15 protein-coding genes are annotated in these 18,620 nt (G+C 70.4%); 8 read left to right on the forward strand and 7 right to left on the reverse strand.

Translation table 11 applies throughout. The features are described from left to right. Window positions 1-25: 25 nt before the first annotated feature. The gene (locus tag FHR66_RS17530; RefSeq protein ID WP_160969783.1) at window positions 26-547 is read right to left on the reverse strand and encodes a tetratricopeptide repeat protein; all 522 of its coding nucleotides are present in this window, start codon (window positions 545-547) and stop codon (window positions 26-28) included. 23 nt (window positions 548-570) lie between these two features. Further along, on the reverse strand, window positions 571-3,003 hold the full coding sequence (mrcB, locus tag FHR66_RS17535) for a penicillin-binding protein 1B (RefSeq protein ID WP_160969785.1): 2,433 nt from the start codon (window positions 3,001-3,003) through the stop codon (window positions 571-573). Window positions 3,004-3,096: 93 nt separating this feature from the next. On the opposite strand from mrcB, the gene FHR66_RS17540 reads away from it, so the two are divergent. After that, the gene (locus FHR66_RS17540) at window positions 3,097-5,193 is read left to right on the forward strand and encodes a glycosyltransferase (protein WP_160969787.1); all 2,097 of its coding nucleotides are present in this window, start codon (window positions 3,097-3,099) and stop codon (window positions 5,191-5,193) included. Window positions 5,194-5,471: 278 nt separating this feature from the next. On the opposite strand, the gene FHR66_RS17545 is transcribed toward FHR66_RS17540, so the two are convergent. After that, window positions 5,472-6,884 carry a coiled-coil domain-containing protein gene (locus tag FHR66_RS17545; protein WP_160969822.1) on the reverse strand — a complete coding sequence of 471 codons (1,413 nt, stop codon included), beginning with the start codon at window positions 6,882-6,884 and terminating at the stop codon, window positions 5,472-5,474. Window positions 6,885-7,110: 226 nt separating this feature from the next. Beyond that, a complete protein-coding gene (locus FHR66_RS17550; protein WP_160969789.1) occupies window positions 7,111-9,264 on the reverse strand; it encodes a RelA/SpoT family protein in 2,154 nt (717 codons plus the stop codon). Window positions 9,265-9,528: 264 nt separating this feature from the next. Between FHR66_RS17550 and pqqA the strand changes: the two genes are divergently transcribed. The 5 genes from pqqA to pqqE all read left to right on the forward strand — a co-directional run bounded on the left by pqqA (window position 9,529) and on the right by pqqE (window position 12,747). Then, window positions 9,529-9,609: a pyrroloquinoline quinone precursor peptide PqqA gene (gene pqqA, locus FHR66_RS21180; protein WP_010344287.1), complete on the forward strand. Its 81-nt coding sequence runs from the start codon at window positions 9,529-9,531 to the stop codon at window positions 9,607-9,609. 64 nt (window positions 9,610-9,673) lie between these two features. Beyond that, a complete protein-coding gene (gene pqqB / locus FHR66_RS17560; RefSeq protein ID WP_160969791.1) occupies window positions 9,674-10,573 on the forward strand; it encodes a pyrroloquinoline quinone biosynthesis protein PqqB in 900 nt (299 codons plus the stop codon). A 34-nt stretch (window positions 10,574-10,607) separates the two neighbouring features. Beyond that, complete coding sequence (gene pqqC / locus FHR66_RS17565; protein ID WP_160969793.1) at window positions 10,608-11,354, forward strand: pyrroloquinoline-quinone synthase PqqC; 747 nt, start codon at window positions 10,608-10,610, stop codon at window positions 11,352-11,354. Further along, on the forward strand, window positions 11,351-11,629 hold the full coding sequence (gene pqqD / locus FHR66_RS17570; RefSeq protein WP_160969795.1) for a pyrroloquinoline quinone biosynthesis peptide chaperone PqqD: 279 nt from the start codon (window positions 11,351-11,353) through the stop codon (window positions 11,627-11,629). The genes pqqC and pqqD overlap by 4 nt, the downstream gene beginning before the upstream one ends. Next, on the forward strand, window positions 11,626-12,747 hold the full coding sequence (gene pqqE / locus FHR66_RS17575) for a pyrroloquinoline quinone biosynthesis protein PqqE (RefSeq protein WP_167087985.1): 1,122 nt from the start codon (window positions 11,626-11,628) through the stop codon (window positions 12,745-12,747). The genes pqqD and pqqE overlap by 4 nt, the downstream gene beginning before the upstream one ends. 190 nt (window positions 12,748-12,937) lie before the next feature. Here the strand turns inward: pqqE and FHR66_RS17580 are convergent, their stop codons facing one another. The 3 genes from FHR66_RS17580 to FHR66_RS17590 form a co-directional block, all read right to left on the reverse strand. Continuing rightward, window positions 12,938-14,071: an acyltransferase family protein gene (locus FHR66_RS17580; RefSeq protein WP_160969798.1), complete on the reverse strand. Its 1,134-nt coding sequence runs from the start codon at window positions 14,069-14,071 to the stop codon at window positions 12,938-12,940. 103 nt (window positions 14,072-14,174) lie between these two features. Further along, entirely contained in the window at window positions 14,175-14,915 is a 741-nt protein-coding gene (locus FHR66_RS17585; protein WP_160969799.1) for a LytR/AlgR family response regulator transcription factor, read from the reverse strand. Next, window positions 14,912-15,973: a sensor histidine kinase gene (locus FHR66_RS17590; protein WP_160969800.1), complete on the reverse strand. Its 1,062-nt coding sequence runs from the start codon at window positions 15,971-15,973 to the stop codon at window positions 14,912-14,914. Before FHR66_RS17590 ends, FHR66_RS17585 begins: the two co-directional genes overlap by 4 nt. A gap of 279 nt (window positions 15,974-16,252) precedes the next feature. On the opposite strand from FHR66_RS17590, the gene FHR66_RS17595 reads away from it, so the two are divergent. After that, window positions 16,253-16,765 (forward strand): hypothetical protein, encoded by a 513-nt coding sequence (locus tag FHR66_RS17595; RefSeq protein ID WP_160969801.1) that lies wholly within the window; start codon window positions 16,253-16,255, stop codon window positions 16,763-16,765. Window positions 16,766-16,776: 11 nt separating this feature from the next. Continuing rightward, complete coding sequence (locus tag FHR66_RS17600) at window positions 16,777-18,552, forward strand: chloride channel protein (protein WP_160969802.1); 1,776 nt, start codon at window positions 16,777-16,779, stop codon at window positions 18,550-18,552. Window positions 18,553-18,620: the final 68 nt, after the last annotated feature.

Consider the following 18,620-nt stretch of genomic DNA (forward strand, 5'->3'; position numbering starts at 1 on the left):
ATTCCCGACTCCCCATTCCCAGCCTTCAGTACCTCTTGATCCCCGGCACCGTGCACCCCGCGATCTGCGCATGCGCCGAGGCGGCGTTTTCCTTCTGGCCGCGGGCCAGGCGCGCCTGTTCGATGGTCGCCCAGTGGCGGCGGCACAACGGGCCGGTCTGCGAACCGAGGTCGATGGCGCGCTTGGCGAAGGCTTCGGCCTGCGCATCATCCTTCTGCAGCAGCGCCACTTCAGCGCGGTCCTGCAGCAGCGCCGGGTCCTCCGGCACCAGCTTCAGTGCCTGGTCCAGCGCTGCGGCGGCACCGGCCAAATCGCCGGCGGTGCGCTTGCGCTTGGCGCTCTCGCGCAGGTCCTCGACTTCCGGATCGCGCAGCGGCTGCACGCTCAGCTCGGTGTCGTCGGCGCCGCCGCTGGCGTCGATCGCGGCGATGCGCTGCGCCGGCGTGGTGGTGTCCACCGGCGCGGCCGGCGGCGGCGGCGGCGGCGCGCTGACGCAGGAGGCGAGCAGCAGGCTGAGGGCGGCGATGGCGGGAACACGTGGGGTCATGAGCGGTATCCGGAATCCGGGAATCAATGCGCCGGCGGCGGCGCGGCCGCGTCGGCAGGCGGGTCTTTCTTCTTGTCCAGGCCGAACCAGCTACGCCAGCCGCCGCCCTGGCGCTCGCCCTCGGCGGGCGCGGCCTCTTCCGGCAGCGCCTGCGGCGGCGTGCAGGCGGCATACGCGGGCACGAAACCGACCACGAACGGGAACTGGCGCGCGCCGGGGCAGCTCGGGTCGGTGCTGTTGTACCCCACCGGATCCATCCACTGCCAGTCGATGCCCTTGCCCTGCACCTGCAACGGCGCGCTCGGCAGCCGCGAGAAGATGCCCGACCACACCCGCATCGCGCCGGTGGCGCCGTACAGGCCGGTCTGCTTGTTCTGGTCGTTGCCGATCCAGATCACCGCCAGGTGATCGCCGGTGTAGCCGGCGTACCAGCTGTCCACGCCGTCGTTACTGGTGCCGGTCTTGCCGGCCGGCGACAGCTTGCCCAGGCCATCGCTGAGCAACTGCCGCGCGGTGCCGTTGCTGACCACCTGCTGCAGCGCCATGCCGACCAGGTTGGCGGCGATGGAGTCGCCCTCCTGCGCCGGCGCCGGGGTCTTGTCGTAGCGCTTGAGCAGCTTGCCCTGCGGATCGAGCACGCCGCGCACCGCATGCAGCGGCTGGATCTCGCCGCCGGAGGCCAGGAACTGGTACAGCTGCGCCATCGCGTACGGGCTCTGGTCGGTCGCGCCGAGAATCAGCGAGGGATTGACCTCGGCCTCGATGCCGGCCAGCACCTTCACCAGCTGCGCCACGCGCTCCGGCCCGACCTGCATGCCGATGCGCACCGTGGCCTGGTTGTAGGAGTGCGCCAGCGCATCGACCACGCGCACCGTGCCATGGCTGCGGCCGTCGGAATTGCCCGGACTCCAGTTGCGGCCGCGGCCCAATTGCACGGTGACCGGGGTGTCGTCGACCCAGCTGGCCAGCGAATAGCGGTCCGGCTGCGCCAGCGCCAGCAGGTACACGAAGGGCTTGAGCAGCGAACCGACCTGGCGCTGCGCTTCGATCGCGCGGTTGAAGCCGGGCTGGGCCACATCGCGGCTGCCGACCACCGCCAACACCTCGCCGTTGTGGGTGTCGGTGAGCACCAGCCCGGCCTGCAGCGGCGGGCGCTTCTTGTTGGTTTCCAACGACGTGATGGTGCGGGTCACCGCGCCCTCGGCATAGGCCTGCGCCGACGGCGACATGCCGGTGAGCACGCTCAGGCCGGCGCCCTGCAGCGCGCTTTCCGGGTAATCGCGCGCCAGCTGGCGCCGCACCAGGTCGACATAGGCCGGGAAGCGGTTGGCGGCGACCAGGCCGGGATTGGCCGGCACGCCCAGCGGCGCGGCCAGCGCCTTGCGATAGGTCGGCTCGTCGATCAGCTCGCTCTCGCGCAGCTTGCCCAGCACGAAGTTGCGCCGATCCAGCGCGCGCTCGGGATAGCGCCGCGGGTCGTAGTAGGACGGCCCCTTGACCAGGCCGATCAGCAGCGCCACCTGTTCCGGCGCCAGCGCATCGAGTTCACGACCGAACCAGAACTCCGCGCCCGAGGCCACGCCATGCACCGCCTGGCTGCCGCGCTGGCCCAGGTACACCTGGTTGAGATACGCCTCCAGGATGGTGCGCTTGTCGTAGCGCGCCTCCATGATCAGCGCGTACAGGATCTCGTTGAACTTGCGGGTGACGGTCTGTTCCTTGCCGATGCCGAGTAGGCCGCTGCGCGCCAGCTGCTGGGTCAGGGTGCTGGCGCCCTGCCGGCTCTTGCCGCCGGAACGCACCATCACCCAGGCCGCGCGGACCATGCCGCTGAGGTCGATGCCGTGGTGCGAGTTGAAGTCGCGGTCTTCCACCGCCTGCAGGCCGGTGACCAGCAGTTCCGGCACCTCGTCCACGCGCACCAGGCGCCGCTCTTCCTGCTTCTGTCCGTACAGCGTGGCGATGCGCGCCGGATCCAGGCGCGCGGCCTTGAGCGACTTGCGCGTCTGCGCATCGCGCAGCGCCACCACGCGCCCCCCGCCCAGGCCGACCTCGATGCGGCGCGGCGCGACCCGGCCGTCGACGTCGACGTAGCCGCGACTGGCGATGACGAAGCGGCTGCCGTCCTGCTGGTAGCTGCCGGGACGCTCGGCGCCGGCGTCGGCGCGATAGCTGGCCGCATCCAGTTCGGTCTTCAGCGTCTGCGGGTCCATCGCCGTGTCCGGCGCCAGCACCAGCGGCCGCGCGTACACGCGGGTGGGAATCTGCCAGCGCAGTTCGCCGAACCGCTGGGTGACCTGTTTGTTCAGATAGACCGTGTACGGAATCAGGAAGCCCAGGCCGAGTGCGGCGGCGGCCAGGCCCCAGGTGAGCAGACGCCGGCGCCATACTGCGGCGGGGCTGTCCAGGGCGTCGTCCTGATCGTCGGTGTCGTGATCGTCGTAGCGTCGGGGCACGGGAATGCGAGAATGTAAATTCCGCCGAGTCTAGCGCAGCCCAGCGGGCAGCGCGGCGCGGGGGCCTCTTCGTTTAAGTTGGAGTGGTACCGGATGTCGATGTCGTGGGCGAATGTGCGCTACGCCCTGAACCGCCTGGCCGGCCTGGTCCGGCGCGGCCTGACCAGCCTGCGCACGCGCGGCTGGCGCAGCACCTGGCAACGCCTGCGCGTGCATGCGCAACCGCTGCCGCCGCCGCAGCGCGCGCTGTTCGCGGTGGCGCCTGCACGGTTCGCGCCGTTCGCGGTGCCGAACAGTCCGGCGCCGCTGGTCAGCATCGTGATCCCGGTCTACAACCACGTCGACCATACCCTCGCCTGCCTGCGCGCGCTGGCTGCGCACCCGCCGGCCGCGCCCTGCGAGATCCTGGTGATCGACGACGGCAGCAGCGACGCCACCGCGCAGTTTTTGCCGCAGGTGGTCGGCCTGCACTACCACGTGCGCGAGCGCAACGGCGGCTTCATCGCCACCTGCAACGATGGCGCCGCGCGTGCGCAGGGCCGCTACCTGGTGTTCCTCAACAACGACACGGTGCCGCAGCCGGGCTGGCTGGACGCGCTGCTGGACACCTTCGCGCAGGTGCCGGAGGCCGGCCTGGTCAGCGCGCAACTGCTGTATCCCGACGGCCGCCTGCAGGATGCCGGCGGCACGGTCTTCGCCGACGGCAGCGCCTGGAGCTACGGCCGCTTCGAATCGCCCGACGACCCGCGCTACGCCTATCTGCGCGACGTCGACTATGGCAGCGGCGCGGCACTGGCGATCGAGCGCGCGCGCTTCCTGGCACTGGGCGGCTTCGACACCCGCTACATGCCGGCCTACTACGAAGACACCGACCTCGCCTTCGCGGTACGCGCCGCCGGCTTGCGCACGCTGGTGCAGCCGGCCAGCCGCGTGGTGCACGACGAAGGCACCAGCAACGGCACCGACACCAGCAGCGGGGTCAAGGCCTACCAGGTGCGCAACCGCGCGATCTTCGCCGCCAAGTGGGCCGAGGTGTTGCCGCAACACCTCGCGCCCGGCGAGGTGCCGACGCCGGCCCTGCTGCACCGACAGCAGCGCCAAGTGCTGATCCTGGACGAAGCGCTGCCGCAGCCGGACCGTGACTCCGCCTCGCTGCGCCAGCTCAACCTGATCCGCCTGTTGCTGCAGGAAGGCGCGCACGTGGTGTTCGTGCCCAGCGAGCGCAGCTATGCCAGCCGCCACAGCGAGGCGCTGCAGCGGCTCGGCGTGGAGGTGTGGTACGCGCCCTATTTGAAGAACCTCACCTGGTTCCTGCAGCAGCACGGCACGCGGTTCCACAGCGTGCTGCTGGTGCGCCACCACGTCGCCCACGCCTGCCTGCCGCTGCTGCGCCGGTTCGCCCCGCAGGCGCGGCGGCTGTTCGACACCGTGGACCTGCACTACCTGCGCGAGCGCCGCGGCGCCGAACTCGCTGGCGATGCGCGCCTGTTGCGCGAGGCCGAGCGCACCCGCATGCGCGAGCTGGAGGTGATGGCGCAAGTCGATGTGACCGTGCTGGTCAGCGCGGTCGAACGCGAACAGCTGCAGCGCGAGGCGCCGCAGGTGCGCACGGCGCTGATCTCGAACCTGCACGAGGTCGCCGGCCCCGGCCTGCCATGGGCGCAGCGTCGCGACCTGGTGTTCGTCGGCGGCTTCCGCCATGCGCCCAACGTGGACGCAGTGCGCTGGTTCCTGCAGGAGGTGTTCCCGGCGGTGCGCATGCGCCTGCCAGAGGTGCGCTTCCACTGCATCGGCGCGGACATGCCGGAGGACATCCGCCGCCTCGGCGAGGCCACCGCCGGTGTCGAACTGCTCGGCCACGTGCCCGACATCGCCGCCTACATGGACGGCATGCGCATCGCCGTGGCGCCGCTGCGCTTCGGCGCGGGGGTCAAGGGCAAGGTCAACCTGAGCATGGCTCACGGCCAGCCGGTGGTGGCCACCGCGTGCGCGGTGGAAGGCATGCACCTGCGCGACGGCGAGGACGTGCTCATCGCCGACGACGCCGCGGCGTTCGCGGACGCCATCGCGCGGCTCTACGCCGATCCGGTGCTGTGGCAGCGGCTGGCCGACAACGGCCTGCGCAACATCGAGACCCACTTCTCGCTGGACGCCGCCCGCGCCACCGTGCGCGAGGCGTTCCTGGACTGAGCCCCGACGGGCGTTGCGGTCTATCGGGTCGGGACTGAAGTCCCTCCCACAACGGTGCTGCCAGTATCACCGCTGCTTGGGCCACGTGTGGAAACGAAGCGGATCCTTGACCTGCAGTGGCTATCGCCAAGGATCGCGTTGGGCGATGCAGAGCACGACGCACAGGTGCAGATACACAACGATCACCGGCATTTCCGAGCGCCCCCTGTGGGAGGGACTTCAGTCCCGACGCGCCACGCCACCAGCCGAGTGACGGCCCCTGAACCTCACCGCCCGCGCTAACGCCCGGGACTGAGGCTGCGCAGACGGCGCTCGAAGGCCGCCAGTTCCGGGGTGGCCGGATCGATCGCGCGGGCGCGCTGCAGCGCCTGCCGCGCGAAGGCGGCATCGCCGCCGCTCAGGCGCTCGTCGCCGACCGCCAGCCAGCGCTGCGCCAGGCGCCGGCGGGCGCTGGCCAGGCCGTTGCCGCCCGGCGCCAATGCGCGCCAGGCGTCGTAGCAGGCGCTGGCCGCCAGCACCCGGTTGCCGCGCATGGCATCGTCGAAACAGCGCCGCAGCGCCGCCAGCACGCGCTGCTCGGCCGCGCGCACCCGCGCATCGCGCGGCGCCAGGATCTGCGCCGCCAGCAAGCTGTCGTAGGCGCTGGCGCCGGGCGGGGTCAACCAGTCGCTTCGCGCCTCGGCGGCCTGCAGATCGGCCAGCAGGCGCTGCAGGCGCCGCTCGCGCTCAGCCGGCGATATCCGCGATTGCGGCGTCGCCTGGCTCTGACGGGCGCGCTGCAGCGCCTGCCTGGCATCGGCCAGGGCACGACTGTCGGGTGCCAGCGCCTGGCCCTTGCGCAGCGCGCGCTCGGCCTCGCCGAAACGGAAATCGGCGGCGGCACGGCTCGCCTGCAGGGCATAGGCCGCAGCCACCCGCTCCAGGCCGTCGTTGGCGCCGGCCGCATCCGGCACCGCCGCGCGCCACTGCGCGAAGGCGCGCGCCGCCGCGTCCAGGCGCTGCCGGCGCAGGGCCTGTTCGGCCTCGCGCTGCAGGCGCTCCAGCGCCCGATTCAGTTCCGCCTGGGTCTCGGGCAGGTCGACATGGCCGGCGTCGTAGCCGCGCGCGCGTTCCACCAGCGCCGCGGCGCCGGCCAGGTCGCCGCGCGCCAGCGCAGTACGCGCGTACTGCAGCAGTTCCGACAGCGCATCCTCGCGGCCTTCCAGGGCCGCGGTGCGCTCCGGGGCGAACTCGAGCACCCGCTGGTACAGCGGCAGCGCCGCCTCCGGGCCATCGTCCAGATGCCCGTCGCGGCGCGCCTGCGCCGCCCGCTGCAGCAGTTGATCGATGCCGGCGTGCGCGGCCTCACGCGTGCGCAACGCCGCCTCGATGCGATCGGCATCGGCGCGCGGCACCTGCAGCGCGCGCGCCAGGGCCAGCGCCGCGTGCGCCTGCGGGTAGCGGCCGGCGGCCAGCGCCGCGCGCGCCTGCCCGAGCGCCGCGCGCCCGGTCGCGGCCAGCCCGACGCGCGCCTGCATGCGATCGCTGTCCAGCGCCAGCGCGGCCTCGAAACGCTCGCGCGCGCCGCTGCCGTCGGCGGCGCTGAGCCGGCCCGCGCGCAGCGCCGCGTGGCCCTGGTCGAGCAATTGCTGGATGCGCGTCTCCGGCCAGATCAGGTCGGCCAGCGGGCGGCGGAACACCACCACGGCCATGCCCAGCACCAGCAGCACCGCCAGCGCCCAGCGCCAGGCACGCCGATCGCGCCACAGCGGCACTGGCCGCTGCCTGCGCTCGGGTTCGTCCCTGACCTGATCTGGCGGCATGCTCACCGCGCAAGCTTAGCGGTGCGCCGATGACGAACAGCTGTGCGTGGCGCCAGCCACCCGGCTGGGTGGCGGACCGGCCGCGGGCACGCCTGAGGCCGCCCCCGCAGCCGCCTCAGCCCAGCCGCCGCGCCTCGTGCACGCCCGGCAGCGCATCGAGCTTGCCGAGCAAGGTGGACAGTTGCCCGTAGTCGCCTACCTTCAGCCGCAACCGCAGTTGCGCCAGGCCGCTGTCGCGCACGTTGTCGCTGTTGATCTCCAGCACGTGCGCCTCTTCCTGGGCGATCAGGTTGGTGATGTCCTTCAGCAGCCAGCGCCGGTCCACCGCGCGCACCAGCACGTCGACCTCGTAGCCGCCGCCGGCCTGGCCCCACTCCACCGGCAGCACGCGCTGCGGGTTGCCCGCGGCGAGCCGCGCGAATGCCGCGCAGTCGCTGCGGTGCACGGTGACGCCGCGGGTGCGGGTCAGGTAGCCGGCGATCGGCTCGCCGGCCACCGGCTGGCAGCAGCGCGCCAGCTGCACCAGCAGATTGCCCACGCCCTGCACGGTGAACTTGGACTTGCCCAGCCCGGTGCGGCGGGCGGTCGGCCGTGGCATGGCCGGCGCGGCCGGCTGCGCCGCGGCGCGCTCGGCCTCGTGCAGGGCGCGCCCGACCTGGCTGGGGCCGACGTCGCCCAGCGCGACCTGGATGTACAGCTCCTCCACGCCATCGGCATGGAACTTCTTCGCCGCCGGCAACAAGTCGGCCTGCTGCAGCCCGAGGCGCTTGAGCTCGCGCTCCAGCAGCTCCTTGCCAGCCTGCACGTTGCGCGCGCGGTCGAGCTTGTGGAACCAGGCGCGCACCTTGTCGCGCGAGCGTCCGCTGGCCAGGTAGCCGTTGGCCGGCAGCAGCCAGTCGCGGCGCGGCTCGGCTTCCTTGCCGGTGAGGATCTCCACGCGGTCGCCGCTGCGCAATTTATGGGTCAGCGGCACGATGCGGTTGTTGACCTTGGCGCCGCGGCAGCGGTGCCCGACCATGGTGTGCACGTGGTAGGCGAAATCCAGCGGGGTGGCGCCCTGCGGCAGGTCGATCACCTCGCCCATCGGGGTCAACGCATAGACCCGGTCCTCGACCAGCTCGGCGTCCAGCGCCCCGGCCAGCCCACCCTGCTCGCCGTCCTGCGACTGCTCCAGCAGCTGCCGCATCCAGGTGATCTTGCGGTCGAACGCCTTCTCCGCGCCCTTGCCGCCTTCCTTGTATTTCCAGTGCGCGGCCACGCCCAGCTCGGCCTGCGCGTGCATGTCGTGGGTGCGGATCTGCACCTCGATCGTGCGCCCTTCCGGGCCGACCACCGCGGTGTGCAGCGAGCGGTAGTCGTTGGCCTTGGGCCGGGCAATGTAGTCGTCGAACTCGCTGGGCACCGGCGCCCACAGCGCGTGCACCACGCCCAGCGCCGCATAGCAGGCGGCGACGTCGTCGACCATCACCCGCACCGCGCGCAGGTCGTAGAGCTGGTCGAAGGCCAGCCGCTTCTTCTGCATCTTCCGCCAGATGCTGTAGATGTGCTTGGGCCGCCCACTGATCTCCGCGCGCAGGCCCTGCTCGGCCAGCGCCTTGGACAGGATCTTCTTGACCGCCTCGATGTAGCGCTCGCGCGCCACCCGGCTCTCGTCGACCTCGCGGGCGATGCGCCGGTAGGTGTCCGGCTCCAGGTGCCGGAACGCCAGGTCCTCCAGCTCCCATTTCAGCTGCCAGATGCCCAGGCGGTTGGCCAGCGGCGCGTGGATGTCGCGGGTCAGCTGGGCAAGTGCGCGGCGCTGCGCCTCCGGTGCCTTGTCGGCCACGCGCATCTGCGCCAATTGCCGCGCCAGCAGGATCGGCACCACCCGCAGGTCCTGCACGATCGACAGCAGCAGCCGGCGCAGGCCCTCGCTGTTGCGCCCGGCCTCGCGCCCGGCGTGCAGCGCCCACACCTGGTCGGCGGCGTCCTGCGCGTCCAGCAACCCGGTGACCGCCTGCGCCCGTGCCGGCGGTTCCACCGGCAGCTGCGGCAACTGTGCGCGCAAGCCCGGCAGGTCGAACAACAGCGCGGCCAGCAGCGCGGCCTCGTCGGCGGACAGCAACGCCAGCGCGTCCAGGGTATCGGCCAGCACCGGCCACGGCAGCCGCGGTGGCTCGGGCTGGTCCTGCCAGGCTTGCAACAGCGCCGCGCGCAGGGCGGGCGCCAGGGTCGCGGCCGCCGGGCGCTGCAGCAACGCCTCCAGGCCGGAGTGGGCGGTGTGGTTCAAGGACGGACGCAGTCGACGAAACGGTGCCGCCTACACTAGCGCGCTTGTGCGCGTTCTCACAATTGCGCCGACGGCGCGCCCGCGGCGTGCGGCGCAGATACGCACCGCCAACTCACTGTGACCCGGTTGCGACTTGCGGCGCTTTTACCGGAATTTCACAACCGCCCCGACCCCCGCGCCTATGCTCGAACGCGACGGCCACCCGCTGCTGTTCTGCATGCGCCGCGGCCGTCGACCCCTAGACCGACTCGAAGAGGAACGCACATGAAGAAGTGGAACAAGCCTGTGATCCGCGAGATCTGCGTCGGCGCGGAAATCAACTGCTACGCCTCCGGCGAGCTCTGACCCGCGCGCTCCTCCCTTCCCGCGACCGACGCGCGACCGGCCATGCGCTAAAGACGGAGACCGGATGCACCTCATCGTATTGGGATCGGCGGCAGGCGGAGGGCACCCGCAGTGGAACTGCCACACGCCCGCGAGCCAACGCGCGTGGCAGCAACATCCGGGTGCCCAACGCCGTACCCAGGCCAGCATCGCGGTCAGCGTCGACCGCCAGCGCTGGCTGCTGATCAACGCCTCGCCCGATTTTCGCCAGCAGGTGCTGGCCACCCCGGCGCTGTGGCCGCAACGCGAGCAGCGCCATTCGCCGATCGAGGCGGTGCTGCTGACCAGCGGCGAGATCGACCACATTGCCGGCCTGCTGTCGATGCGCGAAAGCCAGCGCTTCGACCTGTACGCCAGTGGCCGTGTGCTCGAGCTGCTGGCGCAGAACCCGGTGTTCGACGCCCTGCACCCGGCCTACGTGCATCGCCACCCCTTCGCCCTGGACATGCCGCTGTCGCTGCTGGGGCTGCAGGTCACGCCGTTCGCGGTGCCGGGCAAGGTGCCGCTGTTCATGGAAAGCCGCCACAGCGGCGACTTGGCCGGCTCCGCCGAGGAGACGCTGGGCCTGACCATCGACGACGGCCGGCACCGCGTGCACTACATCCCCGGCTGCGCCGTATTGACCGATGCCCTGCGCGCGCGCCTGCGCGGCGCCGAGCTGGTGTTCTTCGACGGCACCCTGTGGCGCGACGACGAACTGGTGCAGCTTGGCGTCAGCACCAAGACCGGCCAGCGCATGGGCCACATGAGCATCGATGGCGAGGCGGGCACCCTGCGCGCCTTCGCCGACCTGCAGGTGGCACGCAAGATCTTCATCCACATCAACACCACCAACCCGATCCTCGACGCCGCCTCCCCCGAGCGCGCCACGGTCGCTGCGCACGGCTGGGACGTGGCCCACGACGGCATGGAGATCGCACTGTGACCGCTGCTCATCCAGCCCCTGCGAGACCAAGCCCGTGCCCACATTGCTGAGCCCCGAACAGCTGGAAACCGCGTTGCGCGCGATCGGCGCGCGGCTGTACCACGACCAGCATCCCTTCCACGCCCTGCTGCACAGCGGGCGCCTGAACCGCGGCCAGGTCCAGGCCTGGGCGCTGAACCGCTACGAGTACCAGCGCTGCATCCCGCTCAAGGACGCGGCGATCCTGGCGCGCATGGACGACCCGGCGCTGCGCCGGATCTGGCGCCAGCGCATCGTCGACCACGACGGCAGCGCCGACGGCGAAGGCGGCATCGCCCGCTGGCTGCACCTGACCGACGCGCTGGGATTGGATCGCGAGTTGGTGCAGTCCGGCCGCGGCCTGCTGCCCGGCACCCGCTTCGCGGTGCAGGGCTACCTGCACTTCGTGCGCGAGAAGAGCCTGCTCGAGGCCATCGCGTCGTCGCTCACCGAACTGTTCGCGCCGGGCATCATCAGCCACCGCGTCGCCGGCATGCTGCAGCACTACGATTTCGTCTCGCGCGAGGCGCTGGCGTATTTCGAGCATCGCCTGCACGAGGCGCCGCGCGATTCGGACTTCGCCCTCGACTACGTCAAGCGCCACGCCGACACCGTGGAGAAGCAGAAACTGGTGCAGGACGCGTTGCGCTTCAAGTGCGGCGTGCTGTGGTCGCAACTGGATGCGCTGCACTTCGCCTACGTACAGCCGGGCGTGGCCTGGCCGGACGCATTCGCCCCGGACCCGGCACAGGCCCCGGCATGAGCGTACTGGACGCCAGCAGCCAGCCACGGCTCGCCGCCGGCGTACGCCTGCAGCACGACCGCGCCCGCGCGCAGTGGGTGTTGCTGGCGCCGGAGCGGGTGATCGAACTGGACGAGATCGCGCACGCCATCGTCTCGCGCTGCGACGGCAATCGCAGCCTGGCGACGATCGCCGCGGAACTGGCCGCCGAATTCGAGGCCGAGCCGGACGAGGTCGCACGCGACGTGTGCGAGCTGGCGCAGCAGTTGCACGCCAAGCGGTTGCTGCGCGCATGAGCGCGCCGGTGCCGCCGCCGCTGTCGATCCTGCTGGAGCTGACCCACCGCTGCCCGCTGGCCTGCCCGTACTGCTCCAACCCCATCGAACTGGCCGGCCTGCGCGAGGAACTGGACACCGCCGGCTGGCGCTCGGCGCTGGACCAGGCTGCGGCGATGGGCGTGCTGCAGGCGCATTTCTCCGGCGGCGAACCGATGCTGCGCAAGGATCTGCCCGCGCTGGTCGCGCATGCGCGCGCGCTGGGCCTGTACAGCAACCTGATCACCTCCGGCGTGGCCGGCGGCGCGCCGATGCTGGCGGACCTGGCCGCGGCCGGGCTGGAGCACGTGCAGTTGAGCATCCAGGACGCCGACGCCGCCGGCGCCGACCGCATCGCCGGCTACCGCGACAGCCTGGCGAAGAAGCGCGCGTTCGCCGCGGCAGTGCGCGCCCTCGACCTGCCGCTGACGATCAATGCGGTGATCCACCGCCACAACGCCGAACGCGTGCCGGCGATGATCGAGCTGGCGCTGGACCTCGGCGCCGAACGCCTGGAAGTGGCCCATACCCAATACTACGGCTGGGGCCTGCGCAATCGCGCCGCGCTGATGCCCAGCCGCGCGCAGATCGACGCCACTGTCGCCGCGGTGGACGCCGCCCGCCAGCGGCTGCAGGACCGCCTGCACATCGATTTCGTCACCCCCGACTACTACGCGCACCGGCCCAAGGCCTGCATGGGCGGCTGGGGCCAGCGCTTCGTCAACATCTCCCCGCGCGGCGACGTGCTGCCCTGCCATGCCGCCGAGACCCTGCCGGACATGGTGTTCGAGAACCTGCGCACGCGCCCGCTGGCGGCGATCTGGGAAGACGGCGAGGCCTTCGTGCGCTTCCGCGGCAGCGCGTGGATGCCGGAGGTGTGCCAGGGCTGCCCGAAGCGCGAGATCGACTGGGGCGGCTGCCGCTGCCAGGCGCTGGCGCTGAGCGGCGACGCCGCCACGCTGGACCCGGTCTGCGAACGCGCCCCGGCGCACGCCGCGCTGCAGGCGCTGGCGCAGCGCGAAGCCGCCGCGCCGGCGCCGGCCTTCGTGTACCGGCGGCCGCCCCGCGCGCCGGCCACAGCCGCGGCCGCCGACGACTGAGCTGTCGAGCCGGCGTGGCCGGCGGCAATCTTGCCGGCCACGCGCCGTCACGACGTGCGGCTACATTGCAGCGCATTCTGCTGCCCGGATTGCCGCCACGGCCATTGCGCGCCTGGCTTCCAAGTTGAAGAACCACGGCTTCTTCGGCGCCGGCACCCGCGATGGAAAGTACAGGCGGCAAAAAGCAACGTCATTTCGAAAGACGACCGGCGCGCGGAAGCTTTTCCCTCATCCCGAAAACCAGGCGCAGCCATGCAAACCTGCGCAGGCTTCCCTCGTAGAGCACAAGGCACGCGGCCATGCTGAGGAGCAGGATGACGACGTATTTGATCCAGGGCCCCCACGAACACTGGATGACGTAGTAGCCGAGGATGACAATGATCGTCTGGTGCAGGATGTAAACGGGATAGCTTGCGTCTTTCGCCCAGGCAAGCACCCGGTTCGTCCGCGAGAGATAGCGATAGCCGTAACCGAGAAACACCATCATCCACAGCCAGGTGAAGACATTGGCGCCCACCTGATCGATCAGGGAGTCGTGCTCGATGACCCCCAGACTGAACAGCGAGATCAACAAGAAGAACGCCGCCAGCCCCAGGACCAGCGACCACCTGCGCATATCGGAGAGCCACTTCCAGACACCGGGCATGGATGCCATGAAGTATCCATATGCCGTCAGCAGCAGGTATTGGCCGAAGATGTACCAATCGCTGACGAAATTGTGCGTCTCCGGGAACCGCGGCTTCAGTAGGGCTTCGTTGATGCCGAGCGGAATTCCCAGCAGGAACAGCCACGTTCCTGGCGCGATCCGCCTTGCGGCTCGCCTCCACCACAGCATCCCGGGAAGCAGCAACAGGACGTACGCGTAGAGGTACAGGATGAACCACAGGTGGTGCCAGCCGAAATCCCCGGCCGGGTAGAACTTCAATTGCAGAACGCGTGTCAGGTAGAAATCCAGATAGCGTCCGCTCCATTGTCCATGCAGCAGCCGCTCGTAGTAGATCTGCGGCGGCACGACCAGAAACATGCCGACGATCAGCGGCAAAAGCAGCTTCTTCGTCCGTTCCTGCAGGAACTGCCCGGTACTGCGTCGCTGCAGCGCGAACCACATGCCGGCCCCCGCGACGACGAACAGCAACGGCATGCGCAAGCGGTGGGCGATATCCATCGGCCATTGCAGCGACGGAATGGTCTGGCTGTTGACGATATGCCAGCCCCAGCCGACGAAGATCATCCCGGTATGGAAGAAGAACAGGACGAAAATGGCGATGACGCGCAACCAGTCCAGGAAGTCGTAGCGCTCCTGCGGGCGTGTGGTGGCAAGCATCGATTGGGCCCCTGTTCTCCGCGATACCAGGGAGCCTGAGCGAACGGCAGCCGGCCAGCAGCGGATTTGGGGTGAAAGGAGGCCCGCCGGGGCGAGGCGGACGCTACCCGCCCATGCGCGCGAACAAGGCGTCGCGATAGCGCCGGCTGAGCCGCAGGGTGCGGCCGTTGCGGAGATGGAGGTCGTAGTCGCCCTTGAACAGCGGCGTCAGCGATCCAATGCAGGCGAGGTTCGCCGCGGCCGACCGGTGGATGCGGACGAAGCGCTGTTCGCCCAGCTGCGCCAGCAGGTCCTGCAGCGTCCTGCGCATCAGATAGGTGCGCGCGGGGGTATGCACATGCACGTAGTTGCCGTCTGCCTCCAGCCATTCGATCGAGGTCGCATCGATCAGCTGCAGCCGCTCGCCATCGGGCACCAGCAGGCGCTCGCATGCAGGGGTGCGCGCGCGTCCCATCGCCACCGCCGCGGCCCCGGACTCGTGCGCGCTGAGCCGCTCGCGCACACGCTGCACGGTCAGCGCGAGCCGGTCGCGGTCGTAAGGCTTGAGCAGGTAGTCGATCGCATTGAGGTCGAACGCCTTCACGGCATGCGCATCGAAGGCGGTCACGAACACGATCAGCGGCGCGCTCGACGGCTCGAGCTGCGCCGCGACCTGCAGCCCAGACAGCGTGGGCATCTGGATGTCGAGAAAGGCCACGTGCGGGCGCTGCTGCTTGATGCACAGGGCCGCGGACAATCCGTCCTCGGCCGATCCGACCACCGCGATGCCGGGCTGCTCCGCCAACCAGCGCTCGAGCTTTTCGCGCGCGGGCGCTTCGTCGTCGGCGATCACGGCGCGGATCATCGCCTGGGCTCCGCCAGCGGGATCGAGACGCGCGCGGCAACGCCGTCGCCTTCGTTACGCACAATCAAGGAGGCGGCAGCGCCGTAGAGGATGCCCAGGCGCGCCCGGCAGGTGCGCAACCCCACCCCGTCCTGCGTCCCCGGCGCCGACGCCGGCAGGGCGGAGCAGGAATTGTGGACCACGATCTCCAGCGAGCCGCCTGCGTGTCGCGCACTGACCGCAATGGCGACGGGCACCAACGTGGGCTCGACGGCATGTTTGAACGCGTTCTCCAGTAAGGGCTGCAGCAGGAGCGCAGGGACACTGGCATCGAGCAGTGTGGGGTCCACCTGCCATGTCAGCGTCACCCGATCGCGGAACCTCTCGCGCATGATGTCCGCATAGCGCTCGAGTGTGCGCAGTTCCGCGGACAGCGGCGTCATCTCGTTCTCGATGGTGCCAAGGCTGGTGCGCAGCAGGTCGCCGAGTGCGGCCAGCAGGCGGTCGGCGCGTTCCACGTCGCTGTGCATCACGGAGGAGACCGTGTTGAGCGCGTTGAACAGGAAATGCGGGCGCAGCTGCCCCTGAAGCTGCGCCAGCTGTGCCTCGGCCAGCGCCTTCTGCGTCTGCAGCAGACGGTTCCGCTGCAGTTGCCACTGGTCATGGGACTCGAGCCCGAACAGAATCCCCAGCCACAGGCCGACAAAGACGCTCAGCTTGGTGGTCTCGTACACGAACAGGGAGCGCCAGCCCGGATGCTCGTAGGTGAAGCCCATTGCGGCATAGATCCCGTGCCGCAGCGCATACACCGCCACGATGAAGGTGACGGCGATCACCGGCAACCAGCGCAGGTAGCTGCCGAACCAGATCAGCGGCCGGTCCAGATAGGCCGCATAACGTCCGCGCACGCGCACGGCGAGCCAGATCCAGACGGTCGCGACCACCGCGGAACTTCCCTCCGACAGCACCCCTTCCCACCAGTGGGTCTGCGGGTTGCTCAGGCGCTCCTGCACGGACACGCCGATCATGAGCAGCCAGAACGCCACCCACAACCCGGTCAGCGCTTTCGGAGTGGACATCGCACCGCTGGCAGCGAGGGCGCCTGCCCGTGGCGGACAAGAGGGCGGGTTCATGATCGGCAAGTTTACCCACGGCGTTCCAGGCGGGCGTGCCCTGTGGGGCGAGCGGGACATATGCGGGGCGAAAGGGCCGATTGCGTGGACAAGCGCCGTGGCACCCATCGACCGGCAGCTGGCGATGCGAACGGCCCCGGGGCTGGGCCGATTGGCCGCCGCGGGCGTCAGACACCGCGCGCTTGCGACTACACTACGGCGCATCCCACTGCCCGGATCCCCGCCATGTCCCTTGCGCGTCTCGCTCCCCTGGCCCTGTGCGCGGCGCTCGCCGTGTCCGCCACCCCGGCGCTCGCCCAGCGCACCGTCTCCGGCGATCTGCAGACGCAGATGTCGCCGCAGGAGTTCAAGGCCGCCGGGCTGGACAAGCTGTCGCCACAGGAACTGGCCGCGCTGAACGACTGGCTGCAGGGCAAGGTCGCCAAGGAAACCGCGGTGGCGCTGGAAAAGGCCAAGGAGGAAGGCCGCCGCGAGGTGATCACCAAGAACCGCGGCTTCTTCGACTTCGGCAGCGCCGAGCCGATCGAGAGCACCCTGGTTGGTGAGTTCTCCGGCTTCGCCAAGGGCCGCAAATATGTGCTGGCCAATGGCCAGGAGTGGGAGCAGACCGAAGCGGCGAGCCTGCCCGGCGTGCACCGCACCGCGCCCAAGGTGAAGATCACCCCGGGGATCATGGGCGTGTGGTACATGCAGATCGACAACTACAACACCCGCGCCAAAGTTCGTCGCGTCAAATAGGAACGCGTGTCGTGAACCTGCGTCCGCGGCCGGGCCTGGCCGACGCCTCGCACAGCCTCGCCGATGCGCTGCGCCGGCGCCTGCGCGCCAGCGATGTGTGGTTCATCGTCCTGGCGCTGCTGGTCGGGGTGATCGCCGGCCTGCTGACCCTGCTGCAGAGCAGCCTGGCGCATGGTGCGCAGGCCTGGCTGTATGGCCTGGAGGCCGACGAGCGGCTCAGCGCCATGTCGGACCTGAGCGTGCAGCAGTTGCTGGTGCTGCCGCTGGGCGGGCTGCTGGTCGGCCTGCTCGGCATGGCCGCGCGCGCGCGCAAGCGCCAACTGGTCGACGCCGTCGAAGCCAACGCGCTGTACGGCGGACGCATGTCGATGCGCGACAATCTGATCGTCTCCGTGCAGACCCTGTTCTCCAACGGCGTCGGCGCCTCGGTCGGCCTGGAAGCGGCGTATACGCAGATGGGCGCCGGCAGCGGCTCGCATCTGGGCCGGGTACTGCGACTGCGCCGTGCCGACATCCGCACCCTGGTCGGCGCCGGTGCCGGCGCGGCCATTGCCGCCGCGTTCGGTGCGCCGCTGGCCGGGGCGTTCTATGCCTTCGAGATCGTGATCGGCGCGTACTCGCCGTCGGCACTGGCACCGGTGGCGGTGGCCTCGCTGGGCGCGGTGTTCGTGTCGCAACTGGCCGGGGTGCAGCCGTACCTGCTGCCGGCCTCGGCGGCCTCGGCGCTGGAGGCGCGCGACTACGTGCTGTACGCGCTGCTGGGCGTGCTCTGCGCCCTGCTGGCGGTCGCGGTGATGCGCCTGATCGGCGCGATCGAACAGGCCATCAACCGCAGCCCGCTGCCGCGCTGGGCGCGCCCGGTCGCCGGCGGCCTGCTGCTGATCCCGCTGGCGCTGATCACGCCGCAGGTGCTGTCCTCCGGCCACGGCGCACTGCACCTGGACCTGACCAGCCCGACCTCATTGCGCTGGCTGGGCATCCTGTTGCTGCTCAAGTGCCTGGGTTCGGCCATCTCGCTGGGCTTCGGCTTCCGCGGCGGCCTGTTCTTCGCCTCGCTGTTCATGGGGTCGCTGGTCGGCGGGCTGTTCGCCGGCGTGCTGAATCTCGGCAGCGGCATGGCCCTGGTCGACGGCACGGCCGCTTCGCTGGCCGGCATGGCGGCGATGGCCGCCGCGGTGATCGGCGCGCCGATGACGATGGCGATGCTGGTGCTGGAAGGCACCCACGATTTCGTACTGGCCAGCGCGGTGATGGTCGCCGTGCTGGTGGCCAACACCATCGTCCGCCAGATCTTCGGCTACTCGTTCTCCACCTGGCGCCTGCACCTGCGCGGCGAAACCATCAGGAGCGCGCGCGACGTGGGCTGGGTCAAGCACCTCAGCGCCGGGCGGATGATGCAGAAGGACGTGCATCCGCTGGCCGCCACCACCAGCGTGGCCGAGTTCCGCCGCCGCTTCCCGCTCGGCTCGGGCACCCGCGTGGTGCTGGAGGACGAGAGCGGCCACTACGCCGGCCTGGTCACCCTGGCGGCCGCCTATGCCGACGGCGTCAACGCCGACGCAGCCATTGTCGACTACGCCGGCAACCGCGACGTGGCCCTGCCCGCCGACACCGACGTGGTCACCGCCATGCGCCAGTTCGACCTGACCCAGAGCGACGAACTGGCGGTGGTCGACGACCAGGGCAAGGTGCTGGGCGTGCTCAGCGAAAGCTTCGTGCGCAAGCGCTACGCCGAGGAACTGGACAAGCGCCAGCGCGAGCTGATGGGCGAGCGGGTGGATGATTGAGGGGCGGGGATTGGGGATGCGGGAGTGGGGATTCGCAGCATTCCTGCAAGCTGCAGTGTCGAAGCGCA

Source organism: Xanthomonas sp. F4 (assembly GCF_011761895.1).